This is a genomic window from Flavobacterium aestuarii, from assembly GCF_040049115.1.
GTDB lineage: Bacteria > Bacteroidota > Bacteroidia > Flavobacteriales > Flavobacteriaceae > Flavobacterium > Flavobacterium aestuarii.
In genome coordinates this window covers 300,809-325,946 of sequence record NZ_JBDLZZ010000001.1, presented here as the reverse complement: position 1 = coordinate 325,946, position 25,138 = coordinate 300,809, and the positions used below count along the sequence as shown (strand labels likewise).

At 34.4% G+C, this 25,138-nt stretch carries 22 protein-coding genes; 16 read left to right on the top strand and 6 right to left on the bottom strand.

Features of this window, described 5'->3' with window-relative positions:
* Positions 1 to 8 precede the first annotated feature (8 nt).
* The 10 genes from ABEG11_RS01190 (at position 9) to ABEG11_RS01145 (ending at position 12,554) form a co-directional block, all read left to right on the top strand.
* A complete protein-coding gene (locus tag ABEG11_RS01190; protein ID WP_348822373.1) occupies positions 9 to 614 on the top strand; it encodes an outer membrane beta-barrel protein in 606 nt (201 codons plus the stop codon).
* Between the two features lie 3 nt (positions 615 to 617).
* Positions 618 to 1,268 (top strand): porin family protein, encoded by a 651-nt coding sequence (locus ABEG11_RS01185; protein ID WP_348822372.1) that lies wholly within the window; start codon positions 618 to 620, stop codon positions 1,266 to 1,268.
* A 4-nt stretch (positions 1,269 to 1,272) separates the two neighbouring features.
* Complete coding sequence (locus ABEG11_RS01180) at positions 1,273 to 1,644, top strand: ApeI family dehydratase (protein WP_348822371.1); 372 nt, start codon at positions 1,273 to 1,275, stop codon at positions 1,642 to 1,644.
* A gap of 26 nt (positions 1,645 to 1,670) precedes the next feature.
* The gene (locus tag ABEG11_RS01175; protein WP_348822370.1) at positions 1,671 to 2,150 is read left to right on the top strand and encodes a hypothetical protein; all 480 of its coding nucleotides are present in this window, start codon (positions 1,671 to 1,673) and stop codon (positions 2,148 to 2,150) included.
* Positions 2,151 to 2,165: 15 nt separating this feature from the next.
* A complete protein-coding gene (locus tag ABEG11_RS01170) occupies positions 2,166 to 3,362 on the top strand; it encodes a DUF2062 domain-containing protein (RefSeq protein WP_348822369.1) in 1,197 nt (398 codons plus the stop codon).
* Positions 3,352 to 7,038, top strand: a complete 3,687-nt coding sequence (locus ABEG11_RS01165) for a 1-acyl-sn-glycerol-3-phosphate acyltransferase (protein WP_348822368.1) — start codon at positions 3,352 to 3,354, stop codon at positions 7,036 to 7,038. Before ABEG11_RS01170 ends, ABEG11_RS01165 begins: the two co-directional genes overlap by 11 nt.
* Entirely contained in the window at positions 7,035 to 8,549 is a 1,515-nt protein-coding gene (locus tag ABEG11_RS01160) for a phytoene desaturase family protein (RefSeq protein ID WP_348822367.1), read from the top strand. The genes ABEG11_RS01165 and ABEG11_RS01160 overlap by 4 nt, the downstream gene beginning before the upstream one ends.
* Positions 8,550 to 8,612: 63 nt before the next feature.
* Positions 8,613 to 10,280, top strand: coding sequence for a C45 family autoproteolytic acyltransferase/hydrolase (locus ABEG11_RS01155; protein ID WP_348822366.1), 1,668 nt, complete (start codon positions 8,613 to 8,615; stop codon positions 10,278 to 10,280).
* Positions 10,280 to 11,578 (top strand): flexirubin biosynthesis putative acyl-CoA ligase FlxY, encoded by a 1,299-nt coding sequence (gene flxY, locus ABEG11_RS01150; protein WP_348822365.1) that lies wholly within the window; start codon positions 10,280 to 10,282, stop codon positions 11,576 to 11,578. The genes ABEG11_RS01155 and flxY overlap by 1 nt, the downstream gene beginning before the upstream one ends.
* Before the next feature lie 208 nt (positions 11,579 to 11,786).
* The gene (locus ABEG11_RS01145; protein ID WP_348822364.1) at positions 11,787 to 12,554 is read left to right on the top strand and encodes a phosphatase PAP2 family protein; all 768 of its coding nucleotides are present in this window, start codon (positions 11,787 to 11,789) and stop codon (positions 12,552 to 12,554) included.
* 134 nt (positions 12,555 to 12,688) lie between these two features.
* Here the strand turns inward: ABEG11_RS01145 and ABEG11_RS01140 are convergent, their stop codons facing one another.
* The 3 genes from ABEG11_RS01140 to ABEG11_RS01130 all read right to left on the bottom strand — a co-directional run bounded on the left by ABEG11_RS01140 (position 12,689) and on the right by ABEG11_RS01130 (position 17,299).
* Positions 12,689 to 15,100, bottom strand: a complete 2,412-nt coding sequence (locus ABEG11_RS01140; protein ID WP_348822363.1) for a TonB-dependent receptor — start codon at positions 15,098 to 15,100, stop codon at positions 12,689 to 12,691.
* A 254-nt stretch (positions 15,101 to 15,354) separates the two neighbouring features.
* Positions 15,355 to 16,629 carry a sensor histidine kinase gene (locus tag ABEG11_RS01135; RefSeq protein ID WP_348822362.1) on the bottom strand — a complete coding sequence of 425 codons (1,275 nt, stop codon included), beginning with the start codon at positions 16,627 to 16,629 and terminating at the stop codon, positions 15,355 to 15,357.
* Positions 16,622 to 17,299 carry a response regulator transcription factor gene (locus tag ABEG11_RS01130; RefSeq protein ID WP_348822361.1) on the bottom strand — a complete coding sequence of 226 codons (678 nt, stop codon included), beginning with the start codon at positions 17,297 to 17,299 and terminating at the stop codon, positions 16,622 to 16,624. The genes ABEG11_RS01135 and ABEG11_RS01130 overlap by 8 nt, the downstream gene beginning before the upstream one ends.
* Positions 17,300 to 17,455: 156 nt before the next feature.
* Between ABEG11_RS01130 and ABEG11_RS01125 the strand changes: the two genes are divergently transcribed.
* The 5 genes from ABEG11_RS01125 (at position 17,456) to ABEG11_RS01105 (ending at position 22,405) form a co-directional block, all read left to right on the top strand.
* The gene (locus ABEG11_RS01125; protein WP_348822360.1) at positions 17,456 to 19,381 is read left to right on the top strand and encodes an LTA synthase family protein; all 1,926 of its coding nucleotides are present in this window, start codon (positions 17,456 to 17,458) and stop codon (positions 19,379 to 19,381) included.
* Positions 19,382 to 19,564: 183 nt separating this feature from the next.
* Positions 19,565 to 19,987, top strand: a complete 423-nt coding sequence (locus ABEG11_RS01120; protein WP_348822359.1) for a DUF2541 family protein — start codon at positions 19,565 to 19,567, stop codon at positions 19,985 to 19,987.
* A 35-nt stretch (positions 19,988 to 20,022) separates the two neighbouring features.
* Entirely contained in the window at positions 20,023 to 20,205 is a 183-nt protein-coding gene (locus ABEG11_RS01115; RefSeq protein ID WP_348822358.1) for a DUF2188 domain-containing protein, read from the top strand.
* A gap of 356 nt (positions 20,206 to 20,561) precedes the next feature.
* Entirely contained in the window at positions 20,562 to 21,431 is an 870-nt protein-coding gene (locus ABEG11_RS01110) for a hypothetical protein (RefSeq protein WP_348822357.1), read from the top strand.
* Positions 21,432 to 21,550: 119 nt separating this feature from the next.
* Entirely contained in the window at positions 21,551 to 22,405 is an 855-nt protein-coding gene (locus ABEG11_RS01105; protein ID WP_348822356.1) for an SDR family oxidoreductase, read from the top strand.
* On the opposite strand, the gene ABEG11_RS01100 is transcribed toward ABEG11_RS01105, so the two are convergent.
* Positions 22,402 to 23,118 carry a DUF72 domain-containing protein gene (locus ABEG11_RS01100; protein WP_492764709.1) on the bottom strand — a complete coding sequence of 239 codons (717 nt, stop codon included), beginning with the start codon at positions 23,116 to 23,118 and terminating at the stop codon, positions 22,402 to 22,404. The genes ABEG11_RS01105 and ABEG11_RS01100 overlap by 4 nt on opposite strands.
* 13 nt (positions 23,119 to 23,131) lie before the next feature.
* Positions 23,132 to 23,863, bottom strand: coding sequence for a DNA-formamidopyrimidine glycosylase family protein (locus tag ABEG11_RS01095; protein WP_348822355.1), 732 nt, complete (start codon positions 23,861 to 23,863; stop codon positions 23,132 to 23,134).
* A gap of 195 nt (positions 23,864 to 24,058) precedes the next feature.
* Between ABEG11_RS01095 and ABEG11_RS01090 the strand changes: the two genes are divergently transcribed.
* Positions 24,059 to 24,628, top strand: coding sequence for a DUF4142 domain-containing protein (locus tag ABEG11_RS01090; protein WP_348822354.1), 570 nt, complete (start codon positions 24,059 to 24,061; stop codon positions 24,626 to 24,628).
* A 72-nt stretch (positions 24,629 to 24,700) separates the two neighbouring features.
* On the opposite strand, the gene ABEG11_RS01085 is transcribed toward ABEG11_RS01090, so the two are convergent.
* Positions 24,701 to 25,087 carry a hypothetical protein gene (locus ABEG11_RS01085; RefSeq protein ID WP_348822353.1) on the bottom strand — a complete coding sequence of 129 codons (387 nt, stop codon included), beginning with the start codon at positions 25,085 to 25,087 and terminating at the stop codon, positions 24,701 to 24,703.
* Between the last annotated feature and the right edge of the window lie 51 nt (positions 25,088 to 25,138).

The window sequence follows — 25,138 nt, the reverse complement described above, 5'->3', positions numbered from 1 at the left end:
CTGAAATTATGAATAAGAAAAATCAATTAAACAAAGGTATACTGGTTTTGTTTCTTGTCTTTTTTGGAATGTATAATGCTCAATCTCAGGTGCGTTTTCAGCCTGGTTTTAGAGGCGGAGCCAATTTTTCTCATTTTACAAAGGGAGATTACTACTATTATGATGATTCTTCGGATACCAGACGTGATGATAATTACTCCTCAATAACAAATTTTTACCTTGGTTTTTATGCAGGTTTAAAATTGACAAAATATTATACATTACAGCCAGAGATTAATTATTCAGCCCAAGGCTCTGATTATAGTTCAGTTGCAGGTAACAGAAACTTGAAAGTTGATTATTTGTGTCTTCAGATGATGAATAAATTTACATTTACCGATAAATTTAACTTACATGTTGGACCAACCCTTGAATTTGTTGTCGATAAAAACTTCGATGTAGATGCTGATGTTGATTTGGCTTTTGTACTAGGTGCTGGTGTTAACTTTACTCGTAATTTGGGAGTTGAATTAAGGGTGAAAAAAGGAATTGTACCAGTAATTGATTTTAGCGATTCAAATCATACAAATGTTGTGTTTTCTGTAGGTGCTACTTATACATTTGATACAAAATAAGCCATGAAAAGAAGATTAATTACTATTATTTGTTTTGTATTAATGGGAATTGTACAATCAAATGCGCAGGTGACTTTTGAACCAGGAATAAAAGGAGGTGTCGTTTTTTCCAGACTAACAAATTTTGATTCGGATTTTAAAACCGGTTTTTATCTGGGAGGTCAATTAGCCATAAAATTCAACAAAGTCTATACTTTACAGCCTGAACTGGTCTTTTCGCAACAAGGAGCAAATGTTGAATACTATAATGGAGTAGGTATAGATCCATACAATCCAAATATTCGATTAGAATATCAGACAGAAAAACTTTCAATTGATTATCTTTCGTTGAGTGCCATAAACAAGTTTTCCTTTGGAACCGGTTTCCATTTTATTGTTGGACCTTCATTGGACTTTAAGGTTAATGATAGTTTTGAAAAACTTTATACTTCTAGCGATTCCCCAATTGGATTTGATTTTGCCATCGTTGGAGGATTTGGATTTTCATTTTCCAATGGTTTATCTCTTGATGCCCGTTTTAAACAGGGATTAGTTGATATTTACGGTAATAACTATAATACGAATATAGACAGCAATAATAATGGTAATTATGATGAAGTTGTTTTGAATCAGTCATTTCAGCTTGGTTTGTCCTATTCATTTGATATAAAATAAAAGTATGCTATTAAAAGATTTCTATACAATAAAAGTGTTGGAAAATACTGTTGATTCCAAGTATAAGGCACAAATCACAATCAATGAAAGGCATGAAGTTTTTCAAGGACATTTTCCTGGAAATCCTATTATGCCTGGTGTGTGCATGATGCAGATTATAAAAGAGTTGACAGAACAAATTACCACATGCTCATTATTTATGGAATCTTTGAGTAATGTTAAGTTTATGGCCTTGATTAATCCATTTGTAAACCCGGATCTGCTTTTGGAGCTGGATATAAATACAACGGATGATAATTTGGTTAAGGTTAAAAATGTCAGTTATTTTGACCAAACGGTTGCCTTGAAATTAAGTTGTGTTTATAAGAAAGTGTAATAAATACCGTACCTAATTTTGGTGTCATGAAGACTACTTTTCTTTTTATTTTCCTTTTTTTCGCAAATCCTTCGGTTACCGAAATCAGGAAGTTATATAAGACTGCCGCTGCCACGGAAAGCGTTGCAAAAGATATGGCAGCAAAACTGACAGATGTTACCAAAGAGGATAACAAAGTCTTGGTTGCCTATAAGGGCGCATCAATAATCATACTTTCCAAATTAGAAAAAAAAGTAGTCGACAAATCTAAAAAATTCAAGGAAGGAGCGGCCTTGCTGGAATATGCCGCTACAGCCGAACCCAATGCCATTGAGATACGAATGATTCGTTTGAGCATTCAGGAAAATGTGCCCAAAATAGTCAATTACAGAGGGAATAAAAAAGAAGATAAAAAGTTTTTATTGGATCATTATAAAGAACAGACAGGAGTCTTAAAAGCGTATGTTGGTGAATTTATTTCACAGTCCAATAGTTTTACCGCTATTGAAAAACAATTGATTGAATAGCTTAAGAATTAAAAAATGAATACTAGTTTTTCAGAAGCAAAACGCATGGATCAGCATAAGGTTTGTGTTATTATCCCAACGTATAATAATCATAAAACCTTAAAACGGGTTATTGATTCGGTTTTACAGTATACTTCTGCTATTATTATTGTAAACGATGGTTCTACAGATAGTACTGTTGAAATTCTGAAGGAGTATTCAAGTTTGGTTCAAATTCACCATCCTAAAAATTCAGGAAAAGGATTGGCTCTTCGAAATGGCTTTAAGAAAGCTTTGGCATTGGAGTACAATTACGCCATCACAATTGATTCCGACGGTCAGCATTTTGCATCTGATATTCCGATTTTTTTAAATAATCTGGAAACAAATCCAGATTCGCTTTTAATTGGAAGCCGTAATATGGTTCAGGAAAATGTGCCTAAAAAGAGCAGTTTCGGAAATAAATTTTCAAATTTTTGGTTTTGGTTCGAAACCGGAAATAAATTGGAAGACACACAATCGGGTTTTAGATTATATCCTTTACGAAAAATTCCGGTTCATTATTTTACTAATAAATTTGAGTTTGAAATCGAGGTTATTGTTCGTTCGGCTTGGAAAGGTATTCCGGTAAAGAACATCCCTGTTCAGGTTTTGTACGATCCCAAGGAACGAGTTTCCCATTTTAGACCATTCAAGGATTTTACCCGAATTAGTATTTTAAATACAGTTTTGGTTGTTATCGCTTTAGTGTACATTAAGCCTAGAGATTTTTTTAGAAAACTAAAAAAAAAAGGACTTAAACAATTTTTTCTAGAGAATGTACTCGAAAGCAATGATTCGAATACCCGAAAATCGGCTTCAATTGCGTTAGGCGTTTTTATTGGAATCTGTCCTTTTTGGGGATTTCAAACTATTTTGGTATTGTTCTTGGCTGTTTTGCTAAAGCTTAATAAAGCTATTGCTTTCGCATTTTCCAATATAAGTTTTCCTCCTTTCATTCCTTTTATTATTTATGGTTCGCTCAAGATTGGAAGTTATTTTATTAGCAGCAGTAAACCATTGGTATTGAACATGAATATGACATTTGATGATATCCAAAAAAATATTGCTCAATATCTTGTTGGAAGTTTTATTTTAGCGACTTTTATGGCCGTCCTTTTTGGTCTTACAAGTTATTTGTTATTGACTTTGGCTGGTAATCTAAAACACAAAAAACAACTGCATGCAAAATAAGTTATTCGATTTATATACATTCATAAATTCCAAGAAATTACTTTCGTTTGGTATAGCAATTTCGATTGTATTTGTTTTGGGATTTTTGGCATTTAGAATTTCTTTTCAGGAAAATATAAATCAATTGATTCCTTCGAATGATCAGTCCGGAATAACCTCAAAAGTATTGGATCAGGTTAATTTTGCCGATAAGATTACAATCATAATTTCGACCAAGGAAAATGGTTCATCGGAGTATCTTACTGAGTATGCCAATGTCTTTTTGGACAGTCTGGAACCTTGTAAACCTTATATATCCAAAGTTCAAGGCAAGATTGAAGAAGAAAATATTCAGGAAACTTTTGATTTTGTATACGATAATCTGCCACTTTTTCTGGATCAGAAGGATTATGAACATATTCAGGAAAAACTGCACAAAGACAGCATTGCCAATACTGTCGCTGCCGACTATAAATCGATAATTTCTCCTGCCGGATTGGTGTCTAAGGATTTTATTCTGAAAGACCCGCTGGGCATTTCCTTTATTGCCTTAAAAAAAATGGAGCAATTAAGTGTAGGTGATGACTTTGCTATCCAAAACGGATTTGTTTTAACCAAGGATAGGAAAAATTTATTGCTTTTTATTACGCCCAAATTAGCAACGAATGAAACGGATCAAAACACGTTTTTTATCAGTAATCTGGATAAAATCAAGGCAAATTTAAATCGGCAGTTTAGAGGCAAGGCAGAGATGAGTTACTTTGGTGCGACACCTGTAGCCGTTGCCAATGCTACGCAAATTAAGTCAGATGTTCAAAATACATCTATATTTGCGGGTGTTACCTTGATTTTGATACTTGCTTTTTTTTACAGAAGCGTTACCACTCCAATAATTATTTTTATTCCTTCGTTGCTCGGAGCTTTGTTTGCCTTGGCGGTTTTGTATGTCTGTAAAGGAAGCATATCTGCTATTTCTTTGGGTATAAGCTCTATTTTACTGGGAGAAACCACGGATTATTCGATATATGTTTTAACCCATCTGAGAAACAACAGGAATGTGAAATTGGTATTCAAGGATATTACAAGACCGTTATTGCTTTGCGGAATTACTACGTCAATTACATTTTTATGTTTGTTTTTCATCAAATCGGAAGCGTTGCAGGATTTGGGTATTTTCGCTGGATTGAGCGTTGTTGCCACTACTGTTTTTTCAATAATCCTGATTCCGGTTTTATACAAATTTGATTCCAAAAAGTTTATCCAAAAACCAAATTTGATTGACAGTTTAGGTGCATTTTCGTATCATAAAAGCAAGTTTCTGATAGGTTCAATGCTGGTATTGCTAATTGTTTCGCTTTTTACGTATTCAAAAGTTACGTTTAATAATGATCTTTCGGATTTGAATTTCATGACTCCCGAGCTGAAACTGAATGAAAGAAAACTGGATAAAATTGCCAATAACAATGATTCCAAATCTATTTATCTGGCTACTTACGGTAAAAGTTATGACGAAGTTATAGCCAAGAACAATGCTCTCTTCAAGGTATTGGAAAAGGATAAGGCTGGGAAAGATATCCTGAATTTCAGTTCTATTGGTGGAATTGTTTTTTCTGCCGATGTTCAAAAGCAAAAAATCAACGAATGGAATTCTTTTTGGGATTCACAGAAAAAAGCAGATTTGAATCAGGCATTAATTAGCGAAGGAAGTCATTATGGCTTTAAAGCTGATGCTTTTTCAGTTTTTTTTGATTTGCTTGACAAAAGCTTTAAGCCAGTCACTATTGATGAATATCTTAGAGTGAAATCTTTTTTTCTGGATGAATTTGTGGCACAAAAAAATGGATTTTTTACTATTTCCACCTTAGTGAAAGTAACCAATGAAAAAAGAGATGTTTTTGTAAATCAAATTAAAAAACAGCAAAATTTGGTTGTAATTGACAGGCAGGAAACTAACGAAACATTTTTAGGAACTTTAAAAATGAATTTCGAAAATCTCGTTGATTATTCCTTCATTGCAGTATTTTTAGTTCTCATAATAGCTTTTAGAAGAATTGAATTGGCTATAATCAGCATCATTCCAATTTTTACAAGCTGGATTTTTACAACTGGACTTATGGGACTTTTTGGGTTGCAGTTTAATGTTGTTAACATCATCGTTTGTACGTTGGTTTTTGGAATAGGAGTAGATTACAGCATTTTTATGACTACGGCGTTACAAAAGGAATTTACATTCGGGAAAATCGAATTGCCAAGTTATAGAACCTCAATTTTACTTTCGGTAGCAACCACGATTTTGGGAATGGGAGTACTTGTTTTTGCCAAACATCCCGCATTAAAATCGATTTCATTGATTGCCATTATCGGAATATTTTCGGCGCTGATGATTACATTTATTATTCAGCCGTTGATTTTTCATTTTTTTATAACCAATAGAGTAAAAAAAGGAAAAGCTCCGTATGAAATTAAGCGATTGGTACATTCCGCTCTGTCATTTACCTATTTTGGATTAGGATGCGTGGTATTGTCATTGGGAAGTGTCGTTATGATGGCAATTTTGCCTTTCTCAAGAAAATCAAAATTAAGAGGATTTCATTTTCTGATGTCGAAATTCATGCATTCGGTTTTGGCAAGTTATCCTTCGATAAAAAGAAAAATAGTTAATACTTCAAAAGAAACCTTTGATAAACCTGCCGTAATTATTGCCAATCATAGTTCGTTTCTCGATATTTTGGCTGTTGGTATGTTGAGTCCAAAGATCATTTTCTTGGTAAGTGATTGGGTTTATAATTCGCCGGTTTTTGGGAAAGGGGTTCGTTTGGCTGGATTTTATCCCGTGTCAAATGGAGTGGATAATGGCGTAGAACATTTGCGTTCCAAAGTGCAGGAAGGCTTTTCAATAATGGTTTTTCCTGAGGGTACACGATCTGAGGATAATGCGATTAAGCGATTCCATAAAGGTGCTTTTTATTTGGCAGAACAATTAGAATTGGATATAGTTCCAGTAATCATTCACGGATATTCTGAAGTTTTGCCCAAAGGTGATTTTGTTATCAATGGTGGGAAAACAACAGTGACTATTTTGGATAGAATTAAGTTTGGCGATACTTCTTTTGGCACAAATCCTGCAGAGAGAACTAAAAAAATAAGCAGTTTCTTTAAACAGCACTATAAAAAACTGCGTTTGGAATTGGAAGGTTTGGATTATTTTAAGGCCAAATTAATGAATAGTTATGCTTTCAAGGAAATTCAGATAGTAAAAACGATAAAAGATGATGTTAATCAAAATTTACGGTTATATTTTGATTTAAATAAATGGATTGATTCTAAAGCTAAAATACTTCATTTTGGAAATGATTATGGGCAATTGGATATACTTTTGGCATTACAGGAACCTCAAAGAAAGATTGATTCGGTTATATTTTCAGAAGAGAATAAAGCGATTGCCAAAACTAATTATATACTAAAGAAAAGAACGATTCATTATTTGGATAAAGATAAATTGAATGCTCTGAAAAAGTATGATTTAGTATTGATTTCGAATGAAGAATCAGTGTCCAATTTGTTTGAAGTATGTAATTTGGCAAACAGAATAATCGTTTTGGGAAATAAAAACTTAAAAGAAAAAATAGTGTCATTTGGTTTTCAAACCGAGCATGAGACAGAAGAAATGATTGTATTAAAGAAAGTGATAGAATGAAAAAGCATTATGATGTTGTTATAATCGGAAGCGGATTAGGCGGACTTGTTTCGTCCATAATTTTAGCCAAGGAAGGCTATAGTGTTTGTGTGCTGGAAAAAAACAATCAGTTTGGAGGTAATTTGCAGACGTTTGTTCGTGATAAAACGATTTTCGACACTGGAATCCATTACATTGGCGGATTAAGCGAAGGGCAGAATTTATATCGATATTTCAAATACATTGGAATTATGGATAGTCTGAATCTCAAAAAAATGGACGAAGACGGATACGATATAATTTCTTTTGAAGATGTAAATATGGAGTTTCCTCACGCTCAAGGGTATGAGAATTTCACGAATCAGCTGGTTAAGTTTTTTCCTGAGGAAAGGGAAGCAATAAAAAAATATTGTGAAGCAATTATTAGCACCTGCGATACATTTCCCCTTTATAATTTAAGTGCTGAAGGACGCTATGACAATGACATCCTTTCTGTAAATGCAAAGGATTTTATTGCAAGTCTCACTGATAATAAAATGCTGCAGGCTGTTTTTGCGGGAAGTAATTTTTTATATGCAGGATGCGGTGAAAAATCCCCTTTTTATGTACACGCACTCACGGTTAATACCTATATGCAGAGTTCATGGCGCTGTATAAACGGTGGGAGCCAGATTACAAAACAGTTGATAAAACAGCTTAAAAAATATGGAGGTGATGTCTTTAAGTATAAAGATGTCAATCAGTTGGTTGTCGAAGACAATGCTATTACCACAGCGAAAATGAAAGATGGTACGAGTGTGACTGGAAAATATTTTATATCGAATATAGATCCCAAGGTTACCTTGAAATTAGCAGGAGAAAATCATTTTAGGAAAGCCTTTGTCAATAGGATTTCGAGTTTGGAAGGCAGTATTTCGGCTTTTAGCTTATATGTTGTTTTTAAACCAAAAACATTTAAGTACCTGAATAAGAATTATTACCATTGTAAAAACAGCAGTGAAGTCTGGGATGCTCAAGATTATAATGAGGAAAATTGGCCAAAAGCTTTTATGGCTTCGATGAATGCTTCCAAAAAAGATGATGGCTGGGCAGAGGGAATGACTTTTATTACCTATATGAAATATTCCGATTTGGAGTCATGGAAAGATACCTTCAATACCGTAGCCGATGTAAATAATAGAGGCGAAAGCTATGACGATTTTAAAACTCGTAAAACGAATCGTTTCCTAAAGGAAATAGAGAAAAAATTTCCCGGAATAAAAGACTGTATAAAATCAGTGCATACTTCTACACCATTGTCATACAGGGATTATATTGGAGGATATAACGGAAATATGTATGGCTATGAGAAAGATTGTGAAAATCCAATGAAGACATTTATTCCGTCAAAAACAAAGTTGGACAATTTATATCTAACGGGACAAAGTATCAATATGCATGGCGTTTTGGGTGTTACCATTGGCGCGGTTGTTACATGTTCCGAGATTTTAGGGAAAGATTATCTGGTAAACAAAATTAATCAGGAAGTATAGTGAAATAAACGGAACATTGTCATAATGTTTTATAAATCAATCGAGAGCCAAGAATAGTTGAATATGAAAAAACTTGCAGCATATATTTTTTTCCTTGCCTTATTCCTTGTTTCTTGCGGTACTTCAAAGTCGATGCGTCATCGGCCGGAGATAGCGGCGTATAATAATACAATACCTGTTGTTAAAAAACAATCTGATACCATTTTTTATACTGGAAATAATTTTTTGCTCAAAAACAAACAGCATTTATGGGAGCTTTATGTCGAAGGTGATCCATTGCAAAGAGGGTTGGCTATTGGCAGTTTAACGGACTCTTTGTTAAAAAAGCAGGAACATGTCTTTTTTGATAAGATAAATGAATTGATTCCTTCGGATTTTAAAAAATCATTGCTTCGAAATTTCCTAAAATGGTATAATCGAAAACTATATCTCAATGTTGATAATGAATTTCAAACTGAAATTTATGGGGTTTCCCAATATGCGCCTAAAGATTTAAACCATATTGCGCCCTCTTTTTTAAGAGATTTGTATCTGCATGGCGCTCACGATATAGGTCATGCAGTTCAGGATTTGGCAATGGTAGGCTGTACATCATTTGCAGCATGGGGGAATAAATCGGATGATGGGAGTTTGATTTTGGGCAGAAATTTTGATTTTTATGCAGGAGATGATTTTGCAAAAGAAAAAATTGCAGCCTTTATTAATCCAAAAGAGGGGTATCCATTTATGATGGTAACTTGGCCCGGAATGATAGGTGCCTGTTCCGGAATGAATGCCGAAGGATTGACCGTAACCATAAATGCGGGTAAATCCAAGATTCCATTAATAGCCAAAACACCTATTTCTATTGTGACCCGTGAAATTTTGCAATACGCTAAAACCATTGATGAAGCTGTTGCTATTGCCAAAAAAAGGAAAGTATTTGTTTCCGAGTCTATTATGGTTGGCAGTGCCAATGATAATAAGGCTGTTTTAATTGAAATTGCTCCTGATAATTTAGGTGTTTTTGAAGCTCCTGATGGCAATGAAATAATTTGTTCCAATCATTTTCAAAGCGATGCTTTAAAAGATAATAAAAGAAATTTAAATCAAATAAAAGATAGTCATTCCCAATACCGTTTTGACCGAATGACTCAATTACTGAATGAGAATCAAAAAATAACACCACAAATTGCTGCCAATATCCTCAGAAATAAAGAAGGAATAGATAATGTTCCATTGGGGTTTGGCAATGAAAAAGCCATTAATCAGCTATTGGCACACCACGGAATTGTTTTTAAGCCAGCTCAGCGGTTGGTTTGGGTGTCTGCAAGTCCATATCAATTAGGGGAATTTGTCTGTTATGATTTGAATACAATTTTCAAAAACAAAAAAGAGAATACTGCCGCTATTGTTTCATTGGAAAATTCAGCAATGAATATTCCTCCAGATCCATTCTTGAAAACAGAAGCTTATCAAAACTATATTCAATTTCGTATCGAAGACAAAAAAATGGATTCTTTTTTGACAAAAAAATCCGATTTGGCTTCGGGTCAATATCTGGATTATTATCAATCCTTAAATCCTGATTATTGGGTTGTTTATTATAAAGCGGGATTGTATTTTTATCAAAATAAAAAATATGACTTGGCTCAGGAACAATTCGAGAAAGCATTGACAAAAGAAGTTACTTCACGTGTTGAAAGAGAAAAGATTAGCAGTTATTTAAAAAAAGCAAAAAGAAAAAGATAATGATTCCAAAAATAGAATTAGCTTCCAAAGCCGATATAAAAGCGTTTCAAGAGCAAAAACTGCAGGAAGTACTGCGGTATGCAAATGCAAATTCGCCTTTTTATAGCTCTATCTTTGCCAAAAACAATATTGATGTTGCCAGTATAAAAACAATTGAAGATTTAGCTTTATTGCCTGTTACATCTAAGGAAGATTTGCAAAAGTATAATGATGATTTTTTATGTGTTCCAAAGAATAAAATTATTGATTATGCCACTACATCAGGTACTTTGGGCGATCCGGTAACTTTTGGGTTGACCGATGAGGATTTGGATCGTTTGGCTTACAATGAGGCCATTTCATTCGACTGCGCCGGAATAAAGGAAGGTGATCTGGTACAGCTGATGACGACAATTGATCGTCGTTTTATGGCGGGATTGGCTTATTTTTTAGGTCTTCGGAAAATGAAAGTCGGGGTAATCCGAGTTGGTGCCGGACTTCCAGAGCTGCAATGGGATTCTATTTTAAAATACAAACCTACTTACTTAATTACTGTTCCTTCTTTTTTGCTAAAAATGATCGAATATGCTGAACAGCACAATATTGATATTAATAATTCCAGTGTAAAAGGTGCCATTTGTATTGGAGAACCTATTCGGAATCAAGATTTTACAAGTAATACATTGTGCCAAAAGATAACGGATAAATGGAAAATCAAGCTGTATTCGACCTATGCTTCGACCGAGATGAGTACAGCATTTACAGAATGCAGTCATGGAGCAGGAGGGCATCATCATCCAGAATTAATCATTGTAGAAGTATTGGATGAAAACAATAAGCCAGTTTCAAATGGCGGATCAGGAGAACTAACGTTTACCACTTTGGGGATTGAAGCCATGCCGCTTATTCGTTTTAAAACAGGCGATATTGTGCAATTACATACGGATTCGTGTTCGTGTGGGCGCAATACATTGCGTGTAGGTCCTGTAATTGGCAGAAAACAGCACATGATTAAATACAAGGGAACTACTTTGTATCCTCCGGCAATGAATGATGTTCTGAATAATTTTGGGAATATTGACAACTATATTATCGAAATTTCATCCAATGATTTGGGAACAGATGAGATTTTGATAAAAATTGCAGTTCAGGATCCTTCTCCAGTTTTTCTACAGGAATTGAAAGATCATTTTAGATCCAAATTACGGGTAACTCCCAAAATTGAATTTACTGCAAATGAAATTTTGATTCCATTAATTTTTAATCCAAACAGCAGAAAGCCTATTCGTTTTTTTGATAATAGAAAAAACGCACTTTAAACAAAAAACGTTCATACGATATTCTTAATTTGGATAATTTATAATAAAAAAAGATAAGAATCATCGCTTTCACAACAGTTTTATAACTCACAGCCCTAAACATGTCAAAGTGTTTGGGGCTTTTTTTGTGGCATAATTAATTTGCACAAAATTCAGAATTCATTCAGAATTGATTTTGTATTTTGTATTGATTTTTAAATAGTTAACAATGAAATGTATTAGCTTCCTGACAGCATTTTTTTTTACTTACAGTTTAGCAGCGCAAAATACTGCTACAGATACACTTGTTGTAAAAAATGACACGGTCAAAAATTTAAAGTTTAACTATAAACAATTAATCATTCCAAGTGTATTAATCGGTTATGGTTTTATTGGATTGAATAGCGATCAGCTCAAGGGCTATAATCTTGAAGTTCAGGATGAAGTGACTGAAAATATTGACCAGAAGTTTTCCATTGATGATTTTATGCAATACGCACCTGCGGCTTCGGTTTATGCTTTAAATGCCTGCGGTGTAGAAGGAAAAAATAACTTGAAGGATCGCTCCATTATATTGGCAGGTTCATATCTTATGATGAGTGTTGCGGTTCTTTCTTTAAAAAACATCACACACATAGAAAGACCCGATGGTTCCTCGAATAACTCTTTTCCTTCGGGGCATACCGCCACTGCATTTGCAGGAGCAGAGTTTCTTTGGCAGGAATACAAGGACAAATCTATCTGGTACGGAATCAGCGGTTACTTGGTTGCGGCTAGTACAGGTGCGTTTAGAATTGTCAACAACCGTCACTGGCTTACAGATGTAGCTGCAGGAGCAGGAATTGGGATTCTAAGCACTAAAGCAGCCTATTGGATTTATCCGTATGTAAATAGAAAAATTTTCAGTTCCAAAGCCAAAGAAAAAAAAGTGTCTTCAATAGTACTGCCTTATTACAACGGAAAGCAATTGGGCTGCGGATTGGTGATGCAGTTTTGATTGAAACTACATATATTCCAGTAGATTTTTTACGCAATATTGTCATTCCTGTAAAAGTATGGTTAAGACAAAACGAATTACTATTTGAACATCAAAACATATAAATTTATTACAGGGGATTTCATCATTATCTTCTAAAACTTATAGCTATACCCAAACCGCACCACCTGAGTTTCATAATAATCTTTGCTGTTATAGCTAAATCCATTGTCCTGAATTTCTTTCTGGATTACCAATGTATTAAACAGATCGGTTATATTCATAAAAATTTCTCCTTTTCCTTTTTGGATTGTTTTTTTAATTCCTGCATCGACAGAAAATCTGGAATCCACTTTTCCCTGCGGAATAATATCTGGTGCAAGATAAATCATCGATACCTGACCTTTTAAGGTTTTATCAAACTGCAATGTACTGTTCCATTTTAAGTTTCCGGACATCATTTTCTGACGTTCGCCATAATAAGTACTTGGAACTGGATATAAATTAGTTACCGTAAAAGCATCTATCGTATTTTGATACAGATTTCCGTTGACATTAAACGAATACCAAGAGTTTATTTCTTTGGAATATACCGCTTCAATTCCCGCTGAAGTGCTTTTGTCGGCGTTTTGAAACACATTATAAATGATGTTGCTGTCAGGAGCGGTGGTAGCAATTCGCGTGATGGTTCCATTTACGATTCGGTAATAAATGGAAGAAGTGAAATAGCCTTTCTCCATACTTTTTTTATATCCCACTTCATAAGCACTGGTAAATTGCGGTCGAAGCGCCGGATTCCCAACTTTTATGATTTCGGCATCATCATATTTTGGAAAAATACGAATATCGACTTCATTAGGCCTGTCCACTCGGCGGTTGTAAAAAGCCGTTATTTTATTCTGGTCGTCTATTTTATAACCCAATCGCAGGTTTGGAAAGGGTTCTGTGTAGTTGTATCCGTCACTTTTGTAAGTAGGATGATTGGGATTTACATCATATTTTAAATCTACATATTCGAGACGAAGTCCCAGTTCTGCTTCGATTTTATTGGTTTCATAAATATAATTGGAATATAATGCCGGAATGATTTCTTTATAAGTTGCCCAGCCTCCTGCATTTGCATCAATAGGAGAATTTTCTCCAGGGAAAAACTGCATGTTAGTTGGGATTTCTCTGTGTCTAAATTTAAACCCCGTTTCAAAACGACCGTATTTCAAGGGCTGAACATAATCCAGATTTACATCAACTACTTTTTCATCCGATAGCAGTTTGAAAGCATCTTGTCCTGTAAACGTCGGCATGATATTAGTAAAGAAGTATTTTTCATCTTCTCTATGATACGTATAATTAATTCCGGCATTCAGTTTATGCCCTGCTTCTTTGAATTTGTGTTCATAGGAAACACTTGCCATAACAGTTGTTTTCAATTCGTCTTCCAAAAACTGCCAAAGACGTAGACGCTGCGAATAATCTTCATTAAAGAAAGGTTCTTCCCCGTGATCGATAATTTTTTCACTTCCAAAGAGACCTGAAAAAGCAAAGGTGTTCTGGTCGTTATAATTCCAGTCAATTCCCGTTTTTATCGTTGTAAAATGAGTATCGCGGTTTCGTTTGGTCTGCTGATTGATTACGGTTCCATCATCATAAGTCCGTGTTACGAATTCATTTTTATTAAGTGTTTCGGTATAAAGATAATCGGCTTGTAAATAGGTGTTTATTTTATCTTTGCGATAATTCAGTGACAGCGAAGGATTTATTTTTGGAGTTACCTGATACTGTGGTGTAATAGTTGGCAGGTTTTCTTTACGTACCCAAAGCGCGCCAAAACCGGAAGCGATTCCGACCTTTCCATTAAATCCTTCCTGTTTGTTTTTTTTGTAGATAATATTGATGATTCCGGCGTTTCCGTTGGCATCAAATTTGGCCGATGGATTGTTGATGATTTCGATTTTTTCAATGACAGATGCCGGAATGTTGTCCAAACCGGATTGATTGCCAAAACCAGTCAAAGTAGTTTGTTTGCCGTCAATCAAAACCATTACTTTTTCGTTGCCGCGCAGCTGAACTTTACCATCGTGAACGGTAACTCCGGGTAAATTCTGCATCGACTGCAAAACCGATCCGCCGCTTTGAGCAATATTATCAGCGACAGAGAAAACTTTTTTGTCCATTTTGGCACTCACTTCCTGTGTTTTAGAATTTACAACTACTTCAGATAAAGTAGTGCTGTCTTCTTCAAGACTGATAGTGTTTAGGTCAAGAAAATTAGACAAGTTTCCAACAAATACTTTTTGCGTTATTGTTTTGTAACCAATTGTATTGATTTCCAACGAATAATTACCAGATGGCACATTTGTGAAATTAAACCTTCCTTCTTCATTGCTTACCGTTCCAAAAAGGCTCTTTTGGTCTTTGGCCGATTTTAAAACAATATTGGCATAAGCAACAGGATTTTTGGATGTTTTATCTTTAATTAATCCGTAAATGGTGGTAGTGGTGTTTTGAGCTGTTATATCAAAAAGAGTAGTTAATATAAAAGACAGCAGTAAAATTATTTTGAATCTCATTTTATTTAGTTACTATTTTAATTTGTTAAAAGAATAGTACAAAGGTCAAAATCGATTCTGTAGTAAGTCTGAATTTTTAGAATTTAATCACGGCATTCGCTTTTAAAAGTTTCTGACACGAATTACACTAATTTGCACGAATTAATGATGCTATTTAATTACACAAAATATTCAAAACTGTAAAAATTTGTAAAATTCGGTTTCAATTTTGATATGAATTAGTGTTAATTGGTGAAATTCGTGTTTATCTTTTTTTAAATGCGAATGCTGTGGAATCTAACGCTGAAACTGTGTAATTGATTCTCAAAAGCGTATTTGATTTCCCAATTATTGAGTTTGGTTATTTTTTTGATAATGGCCAGACCAAGGCCATTTCCCTGAGAGGAAGGATTTATTTTGGAAAAACGATTAAATAACTTATCAATTGCTAGCGGAGCCTTTCCTGTATTGGAAAATATCAATTGATTGTCCTGAATACAGATGATTATTTTGCCGTTTTTCTCGTTATGACGAATGGCATTCAAAAATAAATTATTGATTAAAACTTCGGTCAACGCCGGATTTCCATTGATAGAAAGGGCAGTCTTAAATTCAGTTGTAATGCTGACCTTTTTGGCTTCGGCCTGTTCGATGAAAAAGTCCAGATGTTTTTCGATATAATCATTTAAAATGATAGTACTTTTTTCAAGATAGCTTTCATTATCAATTTTGGAAAGCAACAAAAGGTTTTTGTTCAATCGGTTAAGTCTTGAAACATCATTGTTTAAAGAACTTATAATAGAGGATTGTTCTTCATTGAGTTCCAATTGTAATAAAGAATCAATTTTGGTCTGAAACAAAGCCAGCGGTGTCTGCAGTTCATGTGCAGCATTTTCTATAAATTCCCTTTGGTTTTTATAAATGGCCGTATTTTTTTCAACAAGCTGTTCAAGGCTGCTGTTGAGCTGATTAAATTCATCAATATCAGTAGGAGCGAAGTTCGGAGATTTATTTTTATCAATTTCAAAATCATGTATCTGATGGAGTGTATTGTAAAAAGGCTTCCAGATTTTTGCCGCAGATCTTTTTGATATCCAGATAATTCCGATAAGTAGGATAATTATAATGCAAAGGAACATGATGGCAATATTTACTACCATTCCTTCCATTTCTACAAGATTAATTTTTTCAGTATACGTATATTTTTTGCCGTTTATAGTAACGGGTGCATAAATAACGCGGAAAGGTTCTTCTTCTTTCGCAATAGAATCATACATCATTTTGCCAAAAATAGAATCTTTTGTTTTTCCCATATCAGGAACAATCATGACATTATGATTGTATTTGTTCCAGGCTTTGATATCGTCTTCCGTGAAGTTTTTATAGCTTTCTTTTACAAATGCACCTTTATGAAAATGGAGCACTTCATCTGTTTCATAGATATAAAGCCACTGGCTGATGTAATAAAATACAGGAGCGGACACTAACAATATGATAATGGCAAAAGCAAGAAAACTGCTGGTGGTTTTATGTAATAGTTTTTTACTCATTTTCCCATTTGTAGCCTAAGCCATAAATTGTTTTGATGTAATCACCGCTTCCGGCTGCATTCAGTTTCTTTTTTAGATTTTTTATGTGGGCGTAAATAAAATCGTGGTTGTCGAGCATATCGGCCATATCGCCCGAAAGATGCTCGGCAATGGCTCCTTTTGACAAAACTTTTTTATTGTTGCCAATTAAAAACAGCAGTAGGTCTATTTCCTTTTTGGTCAGATCCAGTTTTTGGCCGTTGACAGTTACCGTTTTGGAGAAAATATCAATACTGATTTCGTTGAAAACGACATTGTTGTTTCCCTGAAAATTCTTGCGTCGGATAAGCGCCTGCATACGGACTAATAATTCAGAAAGATGAAACGGCTTGGTAAGGTAATCATCAGCACCAAGATTGAAGCCTTCGATGCGGGTGTCCAAATTTTCTTTGGCAGAAATAATAATGACACCTTCGGTTTTATTTGTGTTTTTTAATTCTTTTAAAATAGTAAACCCGTCGCCATCAGGCAGCATTAAATCCAATAATATACAATCGTAGTCGTAATTATCGATTTTGTTAAGGGCCAATGCAGTATTGGAAGCAGTTTCACATTGAATGCCGTTGGTCTTGAAATAATCAGCAATGCTTTGGGCAATTGCCAGTTCGTCTTCTATAATTAAAATTTTCATACTGCAATTTACAAATCAATTTTGACGTAAAAGAATATTTCCTCAATGAGGAAAAATATTTAAAGTTATCAAAGAATAAAATTCAAAAAGAATTCAGAATTGGCAGATAATTTTGCTTTAAAAAAAATACGCCCTGCAGGCCATTCTATTCTAAAAATGAAAAAAATCCAGTTCTTAAAACCACTAATTAATTTTGTATTAATTGGCTTGTCAATCCTCAGTATTAGCCGTTTTTTATTGTTTTTGTTCTTTAGGAGCCGTGTTGTCGAAACTCAAAATTACGGATATATTTTTCCCATTGGACTGCGAATGGATCTTATTGTTTTGTGTTATCTTCTTTTTCTCCCCGTAGCTTTGATTATTTTGCTTCCAGATTCATTCCTAAAGAGGATTCAAGGTTTTTTTACGGTTTATTTCATTTTATTTTTAAGTATTCTTTTGTTTATGGAGATGTCAACCCTTGATTTTATTAAGGAGTATGACACAAGGCCCAATAATTTATTTATTGATTATTTGATTTACCCGCAAGAGGTTGTAGGGACTTTAGTCAAAAGTTATTTGGCATCGATACTCATTACCATGATTGTTTTAGCGGGTTTTATATACGCGTTAATCCGATACCGAAAACCGCTTTTTGGAATCCAGCCAACAGTTTATAAAACTAAATTATTTCTATTTCCAATTGTAGCATTCTTTGTGTTTTTTGGTGCGAGATCCAGTTTAACTTCCAAAAGGCCAATAAATGCAAGCGATGCAGTTTTTTCTACAGACCATCTTACCAATTCTCTGGGATTAAATTCATTTTACACCGTCGGTTTTGCATTGTATTCGATGAAAAACGAAAAAAATGCAGAGAAAATGTACGGAAAAATGGATTATGCCGAAGCAATTTCGAGGGTAAAAAAATATATGAATGTAAAACCGGAAGATTTTTCCAATGATTCCATTCCGTTATTGCATACTCAAAAAGCCGACAGTATTATTACAAGACCATACAATGTTGTTATTATTCTCGAAGAAAGCTTGGGAGCTGAATACGTGGGTTCGCTGGGAGGTCTGCCATTGACACCAGAATTTGACAAGCTGACAAAAGAAGGAACCTTATTCACAAACTTATATTCAACTGGTACCAGAAGTGTGCGGGGGATTGAAGCAGTTGTAACCGGTTTTCTGCCATCTCCGTCTGAAAGTGTTGTAAAATTGAATAATTCACAAAAAGATTTTTACACAATTGCATCGCTATTGAAACAAAAAGGATATGATACCAGTTTTATTTATGGCGGAAAAGCTAATTTTGATAATATGGGTTCGTTTTTCAATGGCAATGGATTTGATACTATTATTGATGAAGATGATTATGATTCAGGCAAAAGTGCTTTTCACGGAACTTGGGGCTGGTCTGACGAAGATGTTATGGCAAAAGCCAATAATTATTATAAAGGACTTGGCAGCAAACCCTTTGTGTCTTTAGTATTTTCTTCTTCTAATCATGAGCCTTTCGAATATCCCGAAGGAAGAATCAAGCCTTATGATAAAGCAAAGAATACTGTGGATAATGCAATGAAGTATGCCGATTATTCCATTGGGCAATTCTTTAAAATGGCCAAAAAAGAATCGTATTATAAAAACACCATTTTCCTTATCATTGCAGACCATAATACCAGAACTTATGGAAATCATCTTGTTCCGATCAATAAATTTCATATTCCTGCGCTGTTAATTGCTCCTGATGTTGAAAAAGGTGCTAAATATGACAAACTATGCAGCCAGATTGATATACAGCCAACATTGCTGGGAAAAACAGGAATGGATGTAAAAACGCCGATGCCAGGAAGAAATCTATTTAAGTTACCAGACGCAGCACAGGGACGCGCCATCATGCAGTTTAATGACATTAATGCCTTTCGGGTTGGAAATGAAGTTATCATTATGCAGCCTCATAAAACGCCTTTGCAGTTTCATGTTGAAAAAGATACAGTCTTCACTCCAGAAAAGCTGAATAATGATTTAGCCAAAGATGCATTGGCACATATTATAACTGCATTTTATTTATACAATCAGCAAAAGTATAAGCTGCAATAACATAATAATTTTAAGATTTTGAGCCCTAAGCGTTTTTATGCTTAGGGCCTTTTTTGTTGTTCTGGATGAAAATTATGTAAGCAATTGACAAAGTGTTGTAAAATTACAGCATGCCCATTACTATAAATTTGGAAAATCAATAAAATAGTGAATTCAATATTTATAACTAATAAATTAAGAAAGATGAAAAAGTTTGTATTAATGCTGCTTCTTGCAGTAAGTTCGTCCAGTATATGGGCACAGACACCTAAAGTAGTTGTAAGCGATAAAGACGGATGGCACAAAATAGGTGAAACCGTTGTGAGTTTAGATAAAGAAACGGATAAAATTATGATTATAGGCGCCAATCGTTTTGCTGCCGTAAAGATTAAAGTCACTGAGGCGCCTATCCGTTTAGAATCATTTGATATTTTTTATGATAATGACCAGCAGAAAAATGTTAAGATAGGCCAGGAAATTAAACATGAGGGCGAAACTTCAGTGGTAGATCTTGGTGGTGAAAAAAATATCAAAAAGGTAGAATTCTACTATCACACTATAGCTGACAATAAAGATAAAAAGGCGCATGTGGAGCTTTGGGGATTAAAAACAAATCCTAACAAATAGTATAGTTTAAAGTTGTTATTGCTAAATGTACGATTATGCCTTGGACAAAAAAAGATTATCCTGCAGCAATGAAAAACCTGCCAGTTAAAGTGCGCAGCAAAGCAATTGAAATTGCTAATGCAATCTTGGAAGAGGGTAAAATGGACGATGAAGGCAGAATTATCGCAACAAGCATCAGCAAAGCCAAAGAAGCGGTAAATGATAATGCCAAAAAATAAAGCTGATTCAAAGTAAATCCTGGCACCGATTATAGTATATGGGGGTATCTATGATTATTACTTCGCCTAGGTTTTTACAAAAAATTGAATGAGCTGAAGTCCATCGATAATATGAGTCAGGTAGGTATGGCTCAGATTAAAGATGGCAATTTAGACTTGAGTAGTACAAGTCAAAAAGGGTTAGATGAATATTCTAACCCTTTTTCTTGTTTTTAGGGTTTAATATTTTGCTTTTCAGTGTGTTATATCGAGTTAAAATAAAATTATGAAACTTTATAGCGAAATTCTATAACTCTATTGATGAGGAGATTACGAAATTTGAGTAGTTATGAAAAGGAATCTAAAACCAGCTTAAAATGAAAAATATTTACTTAAATGCAGCAAAAACAAAAGATGTTTTTAATGATCTTAAAGATAGTTTTGGAGGGACATTAATAGCCGATAACGATGAATTCAATTTGGAATTTGCATCAGTTTTAGCTAGAGGCAGCATTAAAGGAAATGTATTTTCAGATAAAGTAACTTATATACAGTTCGATGTCATTTTTCACGACCATCTAAGGCTAAGCATGGAATCGCTTGGAAACTCCCCGATTTTCTTTGTGTATTGTACACAAGGCAATCTTCGGCATAGTTTTGGAGAGCGGGGCGAGAAAAAGTCTATCAAAAGACAACAGATGGGGGTTTTAAAAAGCAATTTCAGCGTTAATAGTATACTGCATTTTGAAAAGAACGTGCCAATAAAGTTTTATATAATTAACATTGGCACAGGTAATATTTCTGATAATGATCCGTATGATGTTTTAATCAAAAAAATAAGAAAAGTTTTTTTTAAAACCAAAGAAAACTATCTGGATATAAACGATCAGAATTTTAAAATAGCTGAGAAAATCGAGAAGATCAATGCATTGCCACACACAGGTATGGTTCGGAATATATTTATTAATAGGCTGCTGGAAAACATTCTGGAACTGGAAATACAGCAGCATACAGATGTAGTATCTGAGGTGGGAGAAAAGATTAATTCTTTCATATTACAGCAGATGGATGAAATAAATAAAGTCACAGATTATATTTTAAATCTTTCTTTGGAATTATTTACTACTGATTTTATAGCACAAAGATTTTGGAAGCTGATACATAAAATGCAAAAAGAATTTAAGCTGCTATTTGCCAGATCAGTGCACGATTTTCTAGTTTATATTAGGATTGAAAGAGGGATTTAAGATTCGAGTTAGCTGAAACAGCACGCAATATATATAGAAAACAGCTTTAAACCAGCTGTTTTCTTGCTTTTAGATATTTTATAAAAACCACCCAATGTCATCTCAAAAATAATTAAGTCATGGAAAAGAAAAAAGCATTCCCGAAACAAGAGCAGGCACTTCCTGGATATGAATATAAAATGAATCCAGAACCAGAAATTATCCGGGAGAATTACAAAGGCAGCGATAAGCTAAAAGGCAAAGTAGCATTAATTACTGGCGGTGATAGCGGTATTGGCCGTAGTGTGGCAGTTCATTTTGCAAGAGAAGGCGCAGATTTGGCTATTGTTTACTTTAAAGAAGATAAAGATGCTATAAAAACAAAACAATTGGTAGAGGAAGAGGGAAAACAATGTCTCATTATCAGTGGTGATCTGAAGAATATTAAATTCTGTGAGAATGTTGTAAAGAAATGTGTTAAAGCTTTTGGATCATTGAATATAATTGTAAATAATGCGGCGGTGCAATTTCCAAATGAGACATTGGAAAAAATAACTCCCATACAATTGCATACCACTTTTGAAACCAATATTTATCCCTATTTTTATGTTACCAGATTTGCTTTGCCACATTTAAAAGAAGGTGATTGTATTATCAATACAAGTTCTGTCACTGCCTATAGAGGAAGCGAGCATCTGGTAGATTATGCCAGTACCAAAGGCGCAATTGTCAGCTTTACAAGATCGCTGTCGGCTGCACTTGCTGATAAAAAAATCCGTGTCAATGGTGTTGCTCCTGGTCCTATCTGGACACCGCTTATACCTGCAAGTTTTGATAAAGATCATGTTACTGTTTTTGGGCAGAATACACCTATGGGCCGGGCTGGACAGCCATCAGAAGTAGGGCCTGCTTATGTATATCTGGCTTCCGAAGACAGCAGTTATGTTACTGGACAGTTCATTCATGTAAACGGTGGCGAAATGGTGGGTGGCTAGGCAATTTTTTGATGGTTTATTTTTTGTAATTCAACAGCATTCAAAATTCCGGCCGTTCCTGCAGTATTGTTGAAATACACAAAGCCGGGTTTTGTTTTATTTCGAGTGATGATATTATTTATTGTTTTTAACTCTTCGGTTGAATATTCAGAATAAAACATTTTTTCCCGCCCATGGAGCCGGATATAAATAAATGGAAATTCAGTAAAAACAGTTTCGGGCAATTGCGGGTGGCTTACACTGCAAAAAGTGATGTTATTTTTATTCAATTCAGACCAGACTTCTGGAATCCACCAGCTTTCATGACGGAATTCAATGATGTTGTCAAAATTTAAATCCAGCTGATCGATAATGAAAAGCAATTTTTCTTTCGAATATTGGTAACTGGGAGGGAGTTGAAATAAAATGGGACCCAGCTTGTCTTTTAATCCATTATCGCAGATAGTATAAAAATCTTTCATCAAAGCTTCGCAGCCGATAAATTTTCTATAATGTGTAATTTCCTTTGGCGCTTTAACTGAAAACAAAAAATCATCTGGTGCTTTTTTGTACCAGTTGTCCATAATTTTCATGGTTGGAAATTTATAAAATGTACCGTTCATTTCGTAGGTGTCAAATTGCGTGCAGTAATATTCGAACCATTTGGACGAAGGAATGTCCTCGGGGCAAAATATTTTTTTCCAGTAGGAATTATAAAAACTGGAACAGCCTATGTAAAGTTTTTTTTCATAAGTACAATGTTTGGCAATCAGGACAAAAAAAACTTCTGCGCTTCTTCAGTCCTGTTTTTTTATATTGAATGGGTGTATTGCATCTGTGGCAGATTTTCTTGGTGTAGGCCAGCCAATGGTTTCGGAGCTGGTAAATTTTCTTCCATTCCAGAAATTCAAAACTGTATATGGAGCATTGATTTATAATTTCATCCAATAAATCAGGAGGAATTTTGCCCGTTAAAGATTCGGGATGAACAAAGGTTCTGTAAAGCACCTCGTTTTTGATTATATTTCCAACGCCCGAAAAAATATCCTGATCTAATATGACATCGCAGATCAATTGTCCAGAGGCTTCTTGGAGTTTTTTCTTTGCCGATTGTGGATTCCACTCCTCATTCATTACATCTGCCGACCAGTCATAATGTAAATTAACATTGCCTTCCAGGAATTTTATGGAACAAGTATATAGATTGAGTTCACCATTAGGAAAAACAAGGCTTAATCGGGGAGTGCTATCCTTCCGCTCATTGATTCTATAAGTTCCAAACATCAGCAGATGGACTTTCAAAGTAAAATCTTCAAAACAGATTAAGAAATGTTTTCCCCAGCTTTTGAAAGCAATAACCGTTTTATTTCTCAATCGGTTTATATCAATACTGCTGTTTCCCGAAACAGATATTACTTCACGGCCGGCAAATTGCTGCACGGCTTCTTTTAAAATCACTATGGAAGGACCTTCTGGCATATTATTTCATCATTTTGGAATTAATCAAAATTAATGTCAATGAAATCATTCCACTTATATCATTTATAAAGAACATTATATGATTTGCAGTTCAATAATGTTAATTATGAATCATGTAAGATTTTGACGAAAATCTGTAAATTTTTAATTGATAAATAAAATAGTTTTGAATATTCACTTTAAATTTAAAACATCATGAAAAAGATAATCCATGTAAACAGAATAATATTAGGCGCAGTTTTTTTATTAGTGCTCAATTCGTGTAAAAATGAACCAAAACACGAAGATCCGGTTCAGACTCCTGACAAAGAGAATGAGACAAAGTTTGAAACCAAAGACATAGCAGATGATTCAGCATTTTTGACCGAGGCAGCATCAATAAACCTTATGGAGGTGGAAGTGGGAAAACTTGCCCTGCAAAAAAGTTTACGTAAGGATATCAAGGATTATGCTCAGATGCTTATTGATGATCATACCAGATCATTAGATGAATTACAAATGCTGGCAAGCCAAAATACAATTACGCTTCCTGCTGCCATTTCTGATGTGGATCGTGAAAAATATAACGAATTGAATAAGTCTGGAAATGAATTTGATAAAAAATTCATCGATATGATGGTCGAAGGTCATGAGAAAGCAGTTGATAAAATGACTCAGATTTCTCAAAAAGCAACAAATGAAGATTTTAAGCTTTGGGCTTCACGTCAAACCAGCGCTTTCTTAAATCATTTTGAAGAAGCCAAAAAGCTTAAAGAAAAGATTTAATTTCCTTATAATGAGAATGATTGCCTGAAAGTTTATAAGGCAATCATTTTTGTTATATGATATACAATAAAATCAATCAGCTGACTGTTTTTTTTCGATTTCAGCAATCTCTGCTTTTTCTTTTTTGATGGCTTGCCTTAGCAGCGCCATTAAGCTCATATAAATATTAGCAACAAATACCAAGGCAAAACCTGCAATTACAAAACCTTTCCAGCCTGGCAGCAGTAATTTATAGTCAGAAATAACGAGAAAAAAAATAGAAGTATAATGACTGAAGCAGTATTCGCAGGTGAAAAGATAAAAGAATTTCCGTTCCATTACTGTGCGTCTATTTTGAGAACGCCTGATGCACCAGTCTCTGGGTTCACGAAAAATTTCTTCATGAGTTACCGTCCAGCTGATGCAGGCAATAGGCACAGCCAATACAAAAAGCCATATCAGTTGCAGGCTAATATTCATCGTAAGTTATTAATTGTCTATCTGCTAAAGTAAAATTTATAACACATAAAT